General features: G+C 68.4%; 17 protein-coding genes. 12 read left to right on the top strand and 5 right to left on the bottom strand.

The window, feature by feature from the left end; translation table 11 throughout:
• Positions 1–61: 61 nt before the first annotated feature.
• Positions 62–274 carry a DUF1674 domain-containing protein gene (locus K3F48_RS08280; RefSeq protein ID WP_222574952.1) on the bottom strand — a complete coding sequence of 71 codons (213 nt, stop codon included), beginning with the start codon at positions 272–274 and terminating at the stop codon, positions 62–64.
• 94 nt (positions 275–368) lie between these two features.
• Between K3F48_RS08280 and K3F48_RS08275 the strand changes: the two genes are divergently transcribed.
• From K3F48_RS08275 to purH, 3 genes are all read left to right on the top strand, one after another.
• On the top strand, positions 369–1,772 hold the full coding sequence (locus K3F48_RS08275) for an RsmB/NOP family class I SAM-dependent RNA methyltransferase (protein ID WP_222574951.1): 1,404 nt from the start codon (positions 369–371) through the stop codon (positions 1,770–1,772).
• 619 nt (positions 1,773–2,391) lie between these two features.
• Positions 2,392–3,597 (top strand): heparinase II/III family protein, encoded by a 1,206-nt coding sequence (locus K3F48_RS08270; protein WP_255608671.1) that lies wholly within the window; start codon positions 2,392–2,394, stop codon positions 3,595–3,597.
• 108 nt (positions 3,598–3,705) lie between these two features.
• On the top strand, positions 3,706–5,298 hold the full coding sequence (gene purH, locus K3F48_RS08265; RefSeq protein WP_222574950.1) for a bifunctional phosphoribosylaminoimidazolecarboxamide formyltransferase/IMP cyclohydrolase: 1,593 nt from the start codon (positions 3,706–3,708) through the stop codon (positions 5,296–5,298).
• 25 nt (positions 5,299–5,323) lie between these two features.
• Here purH and K3F48_RS08260 read toward each other — a convergent pair whose 3' ends face one another.
• The 3 genes from K3F48_RS08260 to prfA form a co-directional block, all read right to left on the bottom strand.
• Positions 5,324–5,560, bottom strand: a complete 237-nt coding sequence (locus tag K3F48_RS08260; RefSeq protein WP_222574949.1) for a hypothetical protein — start codon at positions 5,558–5,560, stop codon at positions 5,324–5,326.
• Positions 5,561–5,642: 82 nt separating this feature from the next.
• Positions 5,643–5,894, bottom strand: coding sequence for a hypothetical protein (locus tag K3F48_RS08255; RefSeq protein WP_222574948.1), 252 nt, complete (start codon positions 5,892–5,894; stop codon positions 5,643–5,645).
• Between the two features lie 133 nt (positions 5,895–6,027).
• Positions 6,028–7,098, bottom strand: coding sequence for a peptide chain release factor 1 (gene prfA / locus K3F48_RS08250; RefSeq protein ID WP_222574947.1), 1,071 nt, complete (start codon positions 7,096–7,098; stop codon positions 6,028–6,030).
• Positions 7,099–7,285: 187 nt separating this feature from the next.
• Here prfA and K3F48_RS08245 point away from each other — a divergent pair, with 187 nt between their 5' ends.
• The 3 genes from K3F48_RS08245 to K3F48_RS24260 are packed head-to-tail and all read left to right on the top strand — an operon-like array spanning position 7,286 to position 8,437.
• On the top strand, positions 7,286–7,609 hold the full coding sequence (locus K3F48_RS08245) for an Ig-like domain-containing protein (RefSeq protein WP_222574946.1): 324 nt from the start codon (positions 7,286–7,288) through the stop codon (positions 7,607–7,609).
• The gene (locus K3F48_RS24835; protein ID WP_370631383.1) at positions 7,554–7,967 is read left to right on the top strand and encodes a hypothetical protein; all 414 of its coding nucleotides are present in this window, start codon (positions 7,554–7,556) and stop codon (positions 7,965–7,967) included. The genes K3F48_RS08245 and K3F48_RS24835 overlap by 56 nt, the downstream gene beginning before the upstream one ends.
• A complete protein-coding gene (locus K3F48_RS24260) occupies positions 7,901–8,437 on the top strand; it encodes an aquaporin (RefSeq protein WP_370631382.1) in 537 nt (178 codons plus the stop codon). Before K3F48_RS24835 ends, K3F48_RS24260 begins: the two co-directional genes overlap by 67 nt.
• Positions 8,438–8,550: 113 nt before the next feature.
• Here K3F48_RS24260 and proB read toward each other — a convergent pair whose 3' ends face one another.
• On the bottom strand, positions 8,551–9,675 hold the full coding sequence (proB, locus tag K3F48_RS08230; RefSeq protein WP_222574944.1) for a glutamate 5-kinase: 1,125 nt from the start codon (positions 9,673–9,675) through the stop codon (positions 8,551–8,553).
• Between the two features lie 208 nt (positions 9,676–9,883).
• Between proB and K3F48_RS08225 the strand changes: the two genes are divergently transcribed.
• The 6 genes from K3F48_RS08225 (at position 9,884) to surE (ending at position 14,775) form a co-directional block, all read left to right on the top strand.
• A complete protein-coding gene (locus K3F48_RS08225) occupies positions 9,884–10,681 on the top strand; it encodes a hypothetical protein (protein WP_370631378.1) in 798 nt (265 codons plus the stop codon).
• Positions 10,682–10,861: 180 nt separating this feature from the next.
• Positions 10,862–11,104 (top strand): twin-arginine translocase TatA/TatE family subunit, encoded by a 243-nt coding sequence (locus K3F48_RS08220; RefSeq protein ID WP_222574942.1) that lies wholly within the window; start codon positions 10,862–10,864, stop codon positions 11,102–11,104.
• 39 nt (positions 11,105–11,143) lie between these two features.
• Complete coding sequence (locus tag K3F48_RS24255; protein ID WP_255608667.1) at positions 11,144–11,524, top strand: twin-arginine translocase subunit TatB; 381 nt, start codon at positions 11,144–11,146, stop codon at positions 11,522–11,524.
• Positions 11,521–12,303, top strand: coding sequence for a twin-arginine translocase subunit TatC (gene tatC, locus K3F48_RS08210; RefSeq protein WP_222574941.1), 783 nt, complete (start codon positions 11,521–11,523; stop codon positions 12,301–12,303). The genes K3F48_RS24255 and tatC overlap by 4 nt, the downstream gene beginning before the upstream one ends.
• Before the next feature lie 192 nt (positions 12,304–12,495).
• A complete protein-coding gene (gene serS, locus K3F48_RS08205; protein ID WP_222574940.1) occupies positions 12,496–13,818 on the top strand; it encodes a serine--tRNA ligase in 1,323 nt (440 codons plus the stop codon).
• Positions 13,819–14,010: 192 nt separating this feature from the next.
• Positions 14,011–14,775, top strand: coding sequence for a 5'/3'-nucleotidase SurE (gene surE, locus K3F48_RS08200; RefSeq protein WP_222574939.1), 765 nt, complete (start codon positions 14,011–14,013; stop codon positions 14,773–14,775).
• Positions 14,776–14,777 lie beyond the last annotated feature (2 nt).

The raw sequence follows: 14,777 nt of genomic DNA, 5'->3' as shown, positions 1-14,777 counted from the left end.
GAACGCATCTGGCCGGCGCCGCCGGCGTGGACGAAGCAATGGCCGCGAAACGGCGCGATCTTCAAAAATCGCTGGCGAGGCCTCTGGTTTCCCAGTCGCCGTAGCGGGCGGGGTCGAGTCCGCCGCGCCCGCCGAGCTCGCGGGCGGGGGCGGCTTCCTCGGAACGCCGGCCGCGTCGCTCTTCAGCCTCGGCGAGCGCGCGGCGCGCCTCGGGCGTCAGGCGCCGCGTCGGTTCCCCCGAGGTCTCGGGTCGGCCCGTCTGCTCATTGTCCATGCTTTGCTTCGCTCCTGCTGCGGCGCCCGCCCGGCGCCAGCTCCGCGTGTGATATAAACGACGATTCGATCCGCGTCGAAGGTGTGATTTGGTCATGACGGACGATAAGCCCAGCTCCACCAAGGCCAAGATCAAGCCGCGCGCGGCTTTCGTGCCGGCCGAGGCGGCGCGGGAAGCCGAGGCGGCGCAGGTCCCGGGCCTCGCCGCGCGGATCGCGGCCGCCCATGTGATCGCCGATGTGGTGCAGGGCGGCCGGCGGTTGGACGAACGCTTCTCGCCTCAGGCCGTTCCGCAGCGGGTCGCGGGTCTCGACGCGCGCGACGCGGCGCTGGCGCGCTCGATCGCTTGCGCAGCAATTCGCCGGCTCGGCACGATCCGGCATGCGCTCGCCGCGCTGATGGAGAAGGGCCTGCCCAAGCAGGGCGCGCGGCTCGAATGGCTGCTGATCGCGGCCGCGGCGCAGATCTTCTTTCTCGACGCGCCCGACCACGCCGCCGTCGATCTCGCCGTGCGCGCGGCTCGGCTCGAGCCGAAGACCGCGCCTTTCGCCGGGCTGGTGAACGGCGTGCTGCGCAATCTCGTGCGGCGCCGGGATGAGTTCCTCGATACGGACCCGCTGGACTGCGACACGCCCTCCTGGCTCGCCCATCGCTGGACGAAGGCCTATGGCGAAGAAAAGGCGCGCGCCTTCGCTCGCGCCCATATGCTGGAGTCTCCGCTCGACGTCACCGTCAAATCAGAGCCCGCGCTCTGGGCGGAGCGGCTCGACGGGCTCGTGCTGCCGACCGGCTCGGTGCGGCTGCGCACATCGGCGCCCATCGCCGGCCTTCCCGGCTATGACGAGGGCGAATGGTGGGTGCAGGATGCGGCGGCCGCTCTGCCGGCGCGGCTGCTGCGCGCCGAGCCGGACGAGCGAATCCTCGACATGTGCGCCGCGCCCGGCGGCAAGACGGCGCAGCTCGCGCTGGCGCGGGCGCAGGTCACGGCGCTCGACCGCTCGGCCGAGCGGCTGAAGCTGCTCGCCGCCAATCTCCAGCGCGCGCGCCTGCACGCCGACATCGCCGTCGGCGATGCGACGAGCTTTCAGGCGCGGCCTTTCGACGCGATCCTGGTCGACGCGCCGTGCTCGGCGACGGGCACGATCCGCCGTCATCCCGACGTCGGCTGGATCAAGAAGCCCGGCGATCTCGACGCGCTCGTCTCGCTGCAATCGAAAATGCTCGACCGCGCCGCCGCCCTGCTGCGGCCCGGCGGGCGCATGGTCTATTGCACCTGCTCGCTGGAGCCGGAGGAGGGCGAGGCGCAGGTCGCCGGCTTCCTGCGCCGCCAGCCGGACATGCGCCGCATTCCCATCGACGCCGCGGGAGAAGGGATTCCGCAGGAATTCGTCACCGCGGAGGGCGATCTGCGCACGCTGCCCTCGCATTGGCCGCACCCGGAGTCGCGCTTTTGCGGCCTCGACGGTTTTTTCGCCGCGCGCTTCGCGCGGCGCGGCTGACGCCGCGCGGAGCCGATGGTATTTGCGTGCGTCGAGCTCGTGTCGATTTGGTGCGAGCGACGATTGCGAAGAATGCGCGCCCGGACGCTGATCGGCGCGTGAGGAGGGCGCTCTGAGCGACACGGCCATCCGCTCCGGACTGAGGCTCGCGGGCCTTTTCGCGCGCAAGGGCGCCGTTTCCGTCGCGCGCGTCGTCCGGGCGCCTTATTACGCCGTTCAGGCCCTGGGACTGAGCGCGCCGGGACGGCTCCACATCGCGCCGCAGGACATACGCACCGCCGACCCCACCGTCGCCGACGAAATCTACGCCGGCTATTTCTCCTTCGCCGGCAAGATCGTCGAGACGCAGGGGCGCTCGCCTTTCGCGATCGATCCGCCCTCCGCCGCCTGGCGGCGCTCGCTGGCGGGCTTCGCCTGGCTGCGCCATCTGCGCGCCGCCGACAAGGCGCTGGCGCGCGCCAACGCCCGCGCCCTCGCCGAGGATTTCCTCGCCATTCGTCGTCCCGCGCCGGACGATCCCGCTTTCGAGCCCGCCGTCGTCGCGCGGCGCACTCTGTCCTGGCTGGCGCAATCGCCGATCCTGCTCGAGGAAGCCGATCAGGATTTTTACGACCGCTTCATGGAGGCGCTCGGCGGCGACGCCCGCCGCCTCTTGCGCGCGCTCGCCGCGCCGCGGCCGAGCTCCGATCGGCTGCTCTGCGCTACGGCGCTCGCCGCCTTCGGCGTCTGCGCCGACGCCAGCCGCAAGCTCGAGGCCCGAGCGACCGATCTGCTCGACGCCGAATTGGCGCGGCAGATTCTCGAGGATGGCGGCCATGTCTGCCGCAACCCCGAAGCGCCGCTCGAGCTGCTGCTCGATCTGCTGCCGCTGCGCCAAGCCTATTCCGCGCGCGGGCGGCGGCCGCCGGAGAGGTTGCCGGCCTCCATCTCCAGGATGATCGCCTTTCTGCGGATGATGCAGCACGGCGACGGCTCGCTGGCGCTGTTCAACGGCATGGGCTGCGCGCCGCCGGATCGGCTCGCGACCATTCTCGCCCATGACGCTTCCTCCCGGCCGCCGCCGCTCGACGCGCCGCAATCGGGCTATCGGCGCCTGGAGGCGGGCGAGGCGGTCGTCATCGTCGACGCCGGGCCGCCGCCGCCGCCGGCGTTCTCCGGCGCGGCGCATGCCGGCTGCCTTTCTTTCGAGTATTCGGTCGGCGCCGAGCGCATCGTCGTGAACTGCGGCGCGCCGCCGGCGAGCGCCGACGCTTCACGCCGCGCCGCCCGCGTCACCGCCGCTCATTCGACGCTGATCGTCGAGGATCGCTCCTGCTGTCGCATTCGCGAGCGCGGCGGCGAGGAGCGCATCGTCGCCGGGCCGCGCGAGGTGCGGGCGGCGCGGCGAGCGACCGGCTCCAGCCGCGTGCTGGAGCTCGCGCATGATGGCTATGCGGCCGAGTTCGGCCTGACGCATGAGCGCGTGGTCTCGCTCACTCATGACGGCGCGCAGCTGTTCGGCGAGGACAGGATCGTCGCGGCGCGCGCCGGCGCGGCGGCGCGCGCCTTCGTGCTGCGCTTTCATCTGCATCCCAAGGCGCGGGTCGCGCCGCTCGCGGAGGGGCGGGGCGCGCTCATCTCCTGCGGTTCCGTCCATGTCGCCTTCGAGGCCGACGCGCGCGTCGCGATCGAGGACAGCGTGTTCTTCGCCGGAGCCGGCGGCGCGCGCAAATGCGCGCAGCTCGTCGTCGAGGGGAGCGGACGCGAGGATTCGCGCCTGCGCTGGTCCTTCACCCGCGTCGACGAGCGCGGCGAGGAGTTGGTTTCCGCTCCTCGGGATATATGATAATCGCCGGGCCGACCTCTCATCCGCGACGCTGGAGCTTTTTTCAGAAAAGCCGCAGCGTCGCGAATGGATTCTGATCGCTCGAACGCTCGCCTCGAAAGGACCCGAATGCCGGTCGATCTGCGCCCCATCGCCAGAGCTCTTCTGTCCGTCTCCGACAAAACCGGCCTCGTCGATCTCGCGAGAGCGCTCGCCGCGCGCGGCGTCGCGCTCGTCTCCACCGGCGGCACGCGCAAGGCGCTCGCCGATGCGGGCCTTTCCGTCAGCGACATCGCCGACGTCACCGGCTTTCCGGAGATGATGGACGGACGCTTGAAGACGCTGCATCCCAAGGTGCATGGCGGACTCCTGGCGATCCGCGAGAATCCCGAGCACGAGGCGGCGATGCTGGCGCATGACATTCGCCCGATCGATCTGCTCGTCGTCAATCTCTATCCCTTCGAGGAGACGCTGCGCGCGGGCGGCTCTTTCGAGCATTGCGTCGAGAATATCGACATCGGCGGGCCGGCGATGATCCGCGCCGCCGCCAAGAACCATGACGACGTCGCGGTGATCGTCGACCCCGAGGATTACGCTCCGCTGCTCGCCGAGCTCGAGGCCAACAATGGCGCCGCGACTCTGGCGACGCGCCGGCGCCTCGCGCAAAAGGCTTTCGCCCGCACCGCCGCTTATGATGCGGCGATCTCCAATTGGCTCGCGGCCTCTCTGGGCGAGGCGACGCCGCCCTGGCGCGCCTTCGGCGGCAAGCTCGCCGAGCCGATGCGCTATGGCGAGAATCCGCATCAGTCGGCGGGCTTCTATCTCTCCGGAGACGCGCGCTTCGGCGTGGCGACGGCGCGGCAGGCGCAGGGCAAGCAGCTCTCCTATAATAATGTCAACGACACCGACGCAGCCTATGAGCTGGTCGCCGAATTCGATCCGGCGCGCACGGCGGCGGTCGCCATCATCAAGCATTCCAATCCTTGCGGCGTCGCCGAGGGCGCGACGCTCGCCGAGGCTTATGCGAAGGCGCTGCGCTGCGATCCGGTGTCCGCCTTCGGCGGCATCGTCGCTTTCAACCGTCGGCTCGACGTCGAAGCCGCGCGCGAGATCGTCAAGATCTTCACCGAGGTCATCATCGCGCCGGACGCCGACGAGGAGGCGATCGCCATCGTCGCGGCGAAGAAGAATTTGCGCCTGCTGCTCGCCGGCGGCCTTCCCGATCCGCGCTCGCGCGGCGTGACGTTCCGCAGCGTCGCCGGCGGCTTTCTGGCGCAGTCGCGCGACAACGCCGTCGTCGACGATCTGGCGCTGACCGTCGCGACGAAGCGCGCGCCGAGCGAGCGCGAGCTGGCCGATCTGAAATTCGCCTTCCGCGTCGCCAAGCATGTGAAGTCCAACGCCATCGTCTATGCGCGCGATCTGGCGACGGTCGGCGTCGGCGCCGGGCAGATGTCGCGCGTCGATTCCTCTCGCGTCGCCGCCGTGAAGGCGGAGGACGCCGCGCGGGAAGCGGGCGTGACGGAGAGTTTTGCCATTGGCTCGGTGGTGGCGTCCGACGCCTTCTTTCCGTTCCCGGACGGTCTGCTGGCGGCGGCCTCGGCCGGGGCGACGGCGGTCATCCAGCCGGGCGGCTCGGTCAACGACAAGGATGTGATCGCCGCCGCGGACGAGGCCGGGCTCGCCATGGTGCTGACCGGCGTCCGGCACTTCCGGCACTGATCTTCAGAGAGCGCCGCTCTGCCGATTAGTCCTCGATCAGCTCGATCGCATTGTCGTCGCACCATTGCTTCTGCGCCTGCTTCTGCGCTTTGGCCTCGAATTCATGCCATGCGTCGAGCGCGCCTCGGCGCGCCAGCAGGTTCTTGAAGTGGGCGTAGGCGCCTTTGCGGCGGAAGATGTCCCTGATTGCGCCCCGCGCGGCAGTCCTTCGAGACGCCGCCTGCAGCGGCTCAGGACGAGGGGTGGGGATTTTATCCTTCACCCGATTGCCTGAGGCTCTGCCTTCGATGCGCGAAAGGGCCGGCGGGGGCGCCGGCCCTTCGACGACAGCATCATGCGCGCGCTCAGTCGCAGACCGTCACGTCGCGCAGATAGAGCACATTGCCCCAATGGTCGGTGACCGGGCGATGGGCGATGTAGCAATCTGAGTCCTCGATGGCCGCGCCGAGAGCGAGGGCGCCCAGCGCGCCGGCGGCCACGACGCCCGCGCCGGGGCCGTGATGATGATGATGGCGCCACGGGCGGGCGTCGGCGGAGAGCGTGGAGCCCGCGAGGGCGATGGCCAGCAGGCCGGCGGTCAGAATGGTCTTGTTCATGGGTCGCGCTCCTTCGTGTCGGCGTCGCTCGTCGCTTTGGTCGAGCAGGCCGAACTTATGAAGCGCGCGACTTGCGCGCTGTGCGTTCACGCACATCCCGCATCGACGGACGCGAGCCTTCGAAGGCGCCTCTTCATTCCTCGCTCTGCGCGAGGAGCTTCGCCTGATGGTCCGTCGTCAGCGCGTCGACGATCTCGTCCATCTCGCCCTCCATCACGCGATCGAGCTTGTAGAGCGTCAGATTGATGCGGTGGTCGGTGACGCGGCCTTGCGGAAAATTATAGGTGCGGATGCGCTCCGAGCGATCGCCCGAGCCGACCTGCGCCTTGCGGTCGGCGGCGCGCGCGCTGTCGAGGCGTATGCGCTCGGCGTCATAGAGGCGCGAGCGCAAGACCTCCATCGCCTTCGCCCTGTTGCGATGCTGCGAGCGCTCCTCCTGCATCATCACCACGATGCCGGAGGGGACATGCGTGATGCGGATCGCCGATTCGGTCTTGTTCACATGCTGGCCGCCGGCGCCGCCGCTGCGCATGGTCTCGATCTGCAGATCCTTGTCGTCGATGGCGACGTCCACCTCCTCCGCCTGCGGCAGCACCGCGACTGTCGCGGCGGAGGTGTGGATACGGCCCTGCGTCTCGGTCGCCGGCACGCGCTGCACGCGATGCACGCCGGATTCGAATTTCAGCCGCGCATAGACGCCGCGCCCGGAAATCTCGGCGACGATCTCCTTATAACCGCCGAGCGCGCCTTCGCTCGCCGAGAGAATCTCGACGCCCCAGCCTTTGACGCCGGCGTATTTCTGATAGGCGCGGAAGAGATCGCCGGCAAACAGCGCCGCCTCGTCGCCGCCGGTGCCGGCGCGCACCTCGAGAATGACGCCCTTTTCGTCGGCGGCGTCCTTGGGCAGCAGAGCGAGCTTCAAGTCATGCGCGGCGCTCTCGAGCGCGCTCTCGGCGGCGTTCAGCTCCCCCTCGACGAATTCGCGCATATCGGGATCGAGCGCGGGATCGGCCAGCATCTCGCCGAGGCCGGCGATTTCCGCGCCGGTCGCGCGATAGGTCTTGATCTTGGCGACGACGTCGTCGAGCGCGGCGAGCTCGCGCGAGAGCGCGACGAAGCTCGTCGCATCGGGCCCGGCGGCGAGCCGGGCGCCGATCTCGTCGTGACGGCGTAGGATGAGGTCGAGCTTGTCTTGTGCGAACATTTGGGGTCCGAGGCGAATCCGCGCCGGTCTCCTTTAGCCGCTTCCGGGCGGAAATCCCAAGCCGCTCGAACGACGGGCCGCTCGAGCGGGCAGGATGAGCCGAACGGTCGCACGCGATTGGAAAGGGCAAATCTTGTGTTCGCGCGCAGACTGTTTAGTCTGCGCTCGCCTTTTGGAGGCTTTGCTCATGAGCGCTTTCAGATTTTTCGCCGTCGCGGCCCTGTCTCTCGCCCTCGCGGCGCCGGCCTCGGCGCGGGACCCGTCGCGCACGCGGCTGCTCGCCGCGCCCGATCCGTCGAAGGTGGGCGAGACGGTGAAGCTCATTGCGGAAGTCGACGGCCTCGGCCGCGGCGCGCCGACAGGCTCGGTGAGCTTTGCCGACGGCTCCGCTCCCCTCGGCTCGGCGACGCTGTCGTCCGTCGGAATGGGGCTGGGAACGTTGGCCACCGGCTTATATCATATCTGCGCCTCGACTTCGACCAGCCGTCAAGTGCTGGGGGTTCAATTATGATGGCCAGCTCGGCGACGGCAGCGCGCAGACGATCCGCCGCACCGCTGTCGATGTGTCGACTCTTTCGAACGGCGTCGTCGCTATCGGGACAGGCTCCAGCCATAGCTGCGCGGTGACCAGCGCCGGCGATGGCAAGTGCTGGGGCTCGAATTTCTATGGCCAGCTCGGCGACGGCACGCGGACAGACCGCCTCACGCCAAATCGCGTACGGGTGGGGCGAGTTCGGCAACGGGACGACCCTGCCACGCTACACCCCCAGAAACGTGCCCGGCTTCACGGCCCTCGTCCGCGATCGGCTATATCATCGCGCAATGCATCGGCGCGATCGCCGGCGCGGCTATTCTCTACGCCATATTGAATGGGCGCGAAGGCGGATATGACGTCGCCGTCGCGGGCCTCGGTCAGAACGGCTGGAGCAATATTTCGACGGCCTCGGCGTTTCTGGCGGAACTCGTCGGCACATTCTTGTTTCTCGTCGTCATCCTCGGCGCGACCTCGGCCAATGGCGGCTCCGCCCAGGCGGGAATCGCCATAGGTTTCGCTCTCGTCGTCATTCATATCGCGCTCATTCGCGTGACCGGCGCCTCCGTCAATCCGGCGCGCTCGCTCGGCCTGGCGGTGTTCGTCGGGGGCAAGGCAGCTGTGGCTGTTTTTCGCCGCGCCCCTGCTCGGCGGGTTGACGGCCGGACTGCTGTTCCGCTGGCGCAGCCTCGAGCCCTGACGGCTCGTGCGGCGACTCGAAGGTCTCGGGCCTCGACCCGATTGAGCCGGGCCTTCGAGCATGGCGCGACTCTCGTCGGGGAGCTCGATCTGGCCCATCTCGATTGAGCTGCCGCCGACGATGAAGATCACGAACGGCGCCGGCGGCCCGGCGCGCATCGTCGCCATAGCGCCGCGCTGATCCTCGATACCGGCTGATCCTCGGCCCGGTCAAGCCGGAGTCAATCGCCGTTGAGCGCCATATCGTCGCGATGAATGATCTCGTCCGGTCCCTTGAAGCCGAGGACGCCCTCGATCTCGCGCGAGGACCGCCCGATGATGCGGAGCGCGTCGGTCGCGTCATAGGTGACGAGCCCGCGGCCGATCTCGCCGCCGGCGGCGTTGCGAATGACGACGCAATCGCCGCGGGCGAAGCCGCCCTCGATCGCCGTGATCCCCGCCGGCAGCAAGCTCTTGCCGGAAAACAGCGCGCGCTCGGCGCCTTGGTCCACATGCGCGACGCCCTTGGGCTCGAGCGAGCCGGCGATCCATTTCTTGCGCGCCGTGACCGGAGTGGAGGAGGTGAGGAACCAGGTGCAGGGCCCGCCCGCGGCGATGCGCGAGAGCGGCGCGTCGACGCGTCCGTCGGCGATCACCATATGGGCGCCGCCGGTGTTCGCGATCTTGGCCGCCTCGATCTTGGTGCGCATGCCGCCGCGCGAATAGAGCGAGGCGGCGCCGCCGGCCATCGCCTCGACCTCCGCCGTCACCCGCTGCACGACCTCGATCCGCTTCGCCGACGGATCGCTCGCCGGCGGGGCGGTGTAGAGCCCGTCGATATCCGAGAGCAGCACCAGGAGATCGGCGCTGGCCATGGTGGCGACGCGGGCGGCGAGCCGGTCATTGTCGCCATAGCGGATTTCCGCCGTCGCCACCGTGTCGTTCTCGTTGATCACCGGCATGGCGCGCAGCGCCAGCAGCCGGTTGAGACATTCGCGCGCGTAGAGGTAGCGGCGGCGCTCCTCCGTGTCGCCGAAGGTGACGAGGATTTGTCCCGCGGCGACGCCGAGATCGCCGAGCGTCTCCGACCAGAGGCGGGCGAGGGCGATCTGGCCCACGGCGGCGGCGGCCTGGCTGTCCTCGAGCGGCAGCGGCCCCGGCGGCAGGCCGAGCACGCTGCGCCCGAGCGCCACCGCCCCGGAGGAGACGACCAGCACATCCGCGCCGCGCCGGTGCAGCGCGGCGAGGTCGCCGGCGAGCTTTGCGAGCCAGTCTCGCTTCGCCTCGGCCTTGCGCGGATCGACGAGCAGCGAGGAGCCGACCTTGACGACGATGCGGCGGAAGGAATCGAGGGAAGGGCGCGTCACGATCTGTCGGGCTCTCGAGCGAACACGCGGCCGGATCGCCGCGCCGGCGCCTTATAGCGCGTCCTGCGCCGCCGCGCAGCGCGCCCGTCGATCTTCGGCGGCTGCGCTCCCGATAGCGAGCGGAAACAATGAGCGGCGTTCCGTCGCCATGGGGAAATGTGCGGGACCGATGCTGGCGGTCCTGCCAACTCGAACCGAGGAGACGCAAGTGTTCACCACGAGGCGCGGATTGGTCGCCGGCGCGCTCGGCGGCGCGGCGGCGGCGGCGCTGCCGCCGGTTCCCGCCGCGGCTGCCGACGCTCCCTTCACCGCGGCGGCGGTCGAGGGGCCGTTCTATCTCGACCTTTCGCTCTCGCGCGCCGAGATCGCGGAGGGGCGGCCGGGCGTTCCGCTCGAGATCGTCTTCACGATTCGCGATCAGACCGGGGCGGCCTTCGAAGGCGCGCGCGTCGACGTCTGGCATTGCGACGCTCTCGGCCGCTATTCCGGGTTCTCCGGCCAGGGAGACGGAGGAAAGACCGACGCGCGCGGCGAGACCTTTCTGCGCGGAACGCAAAGGGCGGCGGCCGACGGCGCGGCGCGCTTCTCGAGCGTCTATCCCGGCTGGTATCCGGGCCGCACCGCCCATGTTCATTTCAAGGTGATCGACGGCTCGACGACGCGGCTCACCTCGCAGCTCTTCCTTCCCGACGCTCTCAGCGAATATCTCTACGCGAATGTTCCGGCCTATGAGCGCGGCCGTCTGCGCGACACGCTGAACGCGACCGACGCCATCGCCCTGCAGGCCGGGGAAACCGTTCAAGGCGACTTGCGCGAGACGGCGCGCGGCTATGTCGCCTCGCTCATTGTGAGGGTCGACCGGACCGCCGTCAGGAGCGTCGAGCTTCCCGGCGGCGGTCCGCCGTTCGGAATCGGCGGTCCGCCGCTCGGATTCGCCGGTCGGCCGCTCCGCGCGACGCCGGAAGGAGCCGAGCGCGTCCGAACGATCGTGCCGCGGGCCGGATGAACTTTCCCGCGAGCCGTGAGCGCCGGAGCGGCGACCACGGCTCGGCGCGAGCGTCGGCGATACGCCGAAGGCGCCGCGCCATCCTCTCTATTCGGCTTGTATTTATACGTCCGGCGTCCTAGGTTCGCCCCGACTTCGGCCGGAGGTGCGGCCTGTCTCGAGAGAAATCGGAGGGTCGCCATGGGTGGTCTGTCGCTCTGGCACTGGATTGTCGTCGGCACCGTGGCCTTTATTCTGTTCGGCGGCAAGTTCAAGATTTCCGAGGTGATGGGCGACGTCGCCAAAGGCATAAAGGCCTTCAAGAAGGGCCTCGCCGAGGACGAGTCGAAGCCCGCCGAGGAGCCGCAGAAGAGCCTCGAGCATCAGCCGCTCGCCCATGACGCGGCCGCGCACGACAAGCCCGCCGAAGCCCGCAAGCTCTGATCCCGGGCCGCTCTTCGAGAAGACAGGCTGCGCAGCGCCATGTTCGATTTCGACGCCGGCAAGCTGATCGTCATCGGCATCGTCGCGCTCATCGCGATTCCGTCGAAGGACCTGCCGCGCGTGCTGCGCCAGGTGGGCCAGCTCATCGGCCGCGTGCGCCGCATGGCGGCCGAGTTTCAGGGCCAGTTCATGGAGGCGATGCGCGAGGCCGAGCTCGCCGACGTCCAAAAGGACTTGAAGAGCGAGGTCGACTCCGCCTTCGCCGCGGTCAAGACCGATATCGCCTTCGACCCGCTGACCGAGGCGCGCGAGCAGATCGTCGGCGCGATCGAGGCCCCCGCGACCCCGGCGCCCGCAACCCCGCCGCAGGCGGCGGATGGGCCGGCGGCGGATAGACCCGCGGAAGGCCCGTCCCAATGAGCGACGCCGATATCGAGGCGACCAAGGCGCCGCTGATCGAGCATCTGATGGAGCTGCGCGAGCGCCTCATCCGCGCGCTGATGGGCTTTCTCGCCTCCTTCATCGTGGCCTTCTTCTTCGCCAAGGACATTTATAATCTGCTCGTCGTGCCCTACACGCTCGCGGCGGGGCCGGAGGCGAAGCTCATCTACACGGCGCCGCAGGAATATTTCTTCACCCAGATCAAAGTGGCGATGTTCACGGCGGCCTTCATCTCCTGTCCCGTCGTGTTCGGCCAGCTCTACGCCTTCGTCGCGCCGGGCCTCTACAAGCACGAGCGCAACGCCTTCCGGCCCTATCTGATCGCGACGCCGGTCTTCTTCGCGCTCGGCGCGCTCGTGGTCTATTTCCTGGTCATGCCCAATCTGCTGCATTTCTTCATCTCGATGCAGCAGGCCAACGAGCCCGGCAAGGCGCAGATCGAGCTCTTGCCCCGCGTCTCCGAATATCTCTCGCTGATCATGACGCTGGTGCTCGCTTTCGGCGTCGTGTTCCAGCTGCCGGTGGCGCTGACGCTGCTCGGGCAGATCGGCATCGTCTCCTCGCAATTCCTCGCCGAGAAGCGCCGCTATGCGATCGTGCTGGTGTTCATCGTGGCGGCGATTCTGACGCCGCCCGACGTGTTCAGCCAGCTCGCCCTCGCCGTGCCGGGGCTGCTGCTCTATGAGGCGTCGATCATTTCTGTGCGCTTGATCGAGAAGAAGCGCGCCGCGGCGGAGCAGACCGAAGCGACGGGTTGACCCTCTTTCCCGCATGCGGGAGAAGGACCCACATCCGACCCCGCTTCGCGGGGCCACCTTCTCCCACGAGTGGGAGAAGGATTCGCGCACCGAGTTTTCGCGAAACGTCGGCCGCTCCCTTCTCCCGCGCGCGGGAGAAGGTGGGCCGGCGAAGCCGGGTCGGATGAGGGTCCCCGAGCGGCGGAAAGAGTCATGTACGACATCAAATGGATTCGCGACAACGCCGCCGCTTTCGACGAAGGCCGCCGCCGTCGCAGCCTCCCGCCGCTTTCGGACAGCCTCCTCGCGCTCGACGATTCGCGACGCGCGGCGATCGCGGCGTTGCAGGCGGCGCAGGAGCGGCGCAATGCCGCGTCGAAAGAAATCGGCCTCGCCATGCGCGAGAAGGACGCCGCCCGCGCCGAGGCGCTGAAGGCGGAGGTCGCCACGCTCAAGGAGGAGTTTCCGCAGCTCGAGCATAAGGAGCGCGAGGCCAGCGCCGCGCTCGACACGGCGCTGTCGGAAATCCCCAACACGCCGCTCGACCAGGTCCCCGAAGGCAAGGACGAGCATGACAATGTCGAGGCGCTGCGCTGGGGCGTCCTGCGCAATTTCGACTTTCCGCCGAAGGAGCATTTCGACATCGGCGAAGGCCTGAAGCTGATGGATTTCGAGAGCGCGGCGAAATTGTCCGGCGCGCGCTTCGTCGTGAACAAAGGGCCGATGGCGCGCCTCGAGCGCGCGCTCGCGCAATTCATGCTCGATCTGCACACGGATCAGCACGGCTATTCCGAGGTGAGTCCGCCGTTGCTGGTGCGCGATGACGCGATGTTCGGCACGGCGCAATTGCCGAAGTTCCGCGATGATCAGTTTTCGGTGTCGGCGGGTCGAACGGACGGCGACGAGCCGGCGTCGACGACCTCCGACTACTGGCTCATCCCCACAGCCGAAGTCCCGCTGACCAATCTTGTCCGCGAATCGATCCTCGACGAAGCGCAGCTGCCGTTGCGCTTCACCGCCGGCACTTACTGCTTCCGCGCGGAAGCCGGCGCCGCGGGGCGCGACACGCGCGGCATGATAAGGCAGCATCAGTTCTACAAGGTCGAGCTCGTCTCGATCACGACGCCGGAACAATCGCTCGCGGAGCACGAGCGCATGAGCGGCTGCGCGGAGAAAGTGCTGCAGCTGCTCGAGCTGCCGTACCGAAAAGTCACGCTCTGCACCGGCGACATGGGTTTTGCTTCGCAAAAAACCTATGATCTCGAGGTATGGCTGCCGGGGCAGGGGAAATATCGCGAGATTTCCTCCTGCTCGCTGTGCGGCGACTTTCAGGCGCGGCGCATGAACGCGCGCTATCGGCCGGCCGAGGGCAAGGCGACGCGCTTCGTCCATACGCTCAACGGCTCGGGAGTTGCGGTCGGCCGCGCGCTCGTCGCCGTGCTCGAAAATTATCAGGAGGCCGATGGCTCGGTCACCGTGCCGAAGGTTCTGCGCCCCTATATGGGCGGGTTGGAACGAATCACGAAGGCGGGATAGTCGGGCGTCTCCTTCTCCCACTCGTGGGAGAAGGTGGCCCTCGCGTCAGCGAGGGTCGGATGAGGGTCCTTCGGGCTCCGCAAAAATTGGATCAGGGGACGGATAGGGCGCTCGCACTCGTCGGGACCCTCATCCGACCCCGCTTCGCGGGGCCACCTTCTCCCGCAAGCGGGAGAAGAGGACAATCGAGCGATGCGCATCCTCATCACCAATGACGACGGCATTCACGCGGCGGGCCTCGCTCTCGCCGAGCGGGTCGCGCGCACGCTCACCGACGACGTTTTCGTCGTCGCGCCGGAGAGCGAGCAGTCGGGCGTCGCGCATTCGCTATCGATCAATGATCCGCTGCGCCTGCGCGAAATCTCCTCGCGCCATTTCGCTGTCAAAGGCACGCCGACCGATTGCGTCATCATGGCTGTGCGCAAGCTGCTCGCCGACAAGCCGCCGGATCTCATTCTGTCAGGCGTGAACTCCGGACAGAATCTCGCCGAGGATGTGAGCTATTCCGGCACCATCGCCGGCGCCATCGAGGGGACGCTGCTCGGCGTTCCCTCGATCGCCCTGTCGCAGGTCTATGATTTTTTCTCCGGCCGGCAGCATATTCATTGGGCCTGCGCCGAGGCGCACGCCGCCGCGGTGATCGGCAGGCTGGTCGAGGCGGGCATTCCGAAGGGCGTGCTGATGAACGTCAATTTCCCCAATTGCCGGCCCGAGGAGGTGCGGGGCGTCTCCGTCACCATGCAGGGCCAGCGCAGCAATGATCTGATGCGCATCGAGGATCGCAAGGACGGTCGCGGCATTCCCTATTATTGGATATCGTTCCAGCGCGGCAATTTCACGCCGGGACCGGGCACCGATCTCGAGGCGGTGGAGCAGAACCGGATTTCCGTGACGCCCCTGCGCCTCGACTTCACCGACCATCCGACCCTGACGCGGCTTTCCGCCGCCTTCGAATAGGA

Source organism: Methylosinus sp. Sm6, assembly GCF_019802345.1.
Lineage (GTDB): Bacteria > Pseudomonadota > Alphaproteobacteria > Rhizobiales > Beijerinckiaceae > Methylosinus.
The sequence above is the reverse complement of the archived record's forward strand: the minus strand, read 5'-3'. Positions and strand labels throughout refer to the sequence as shown.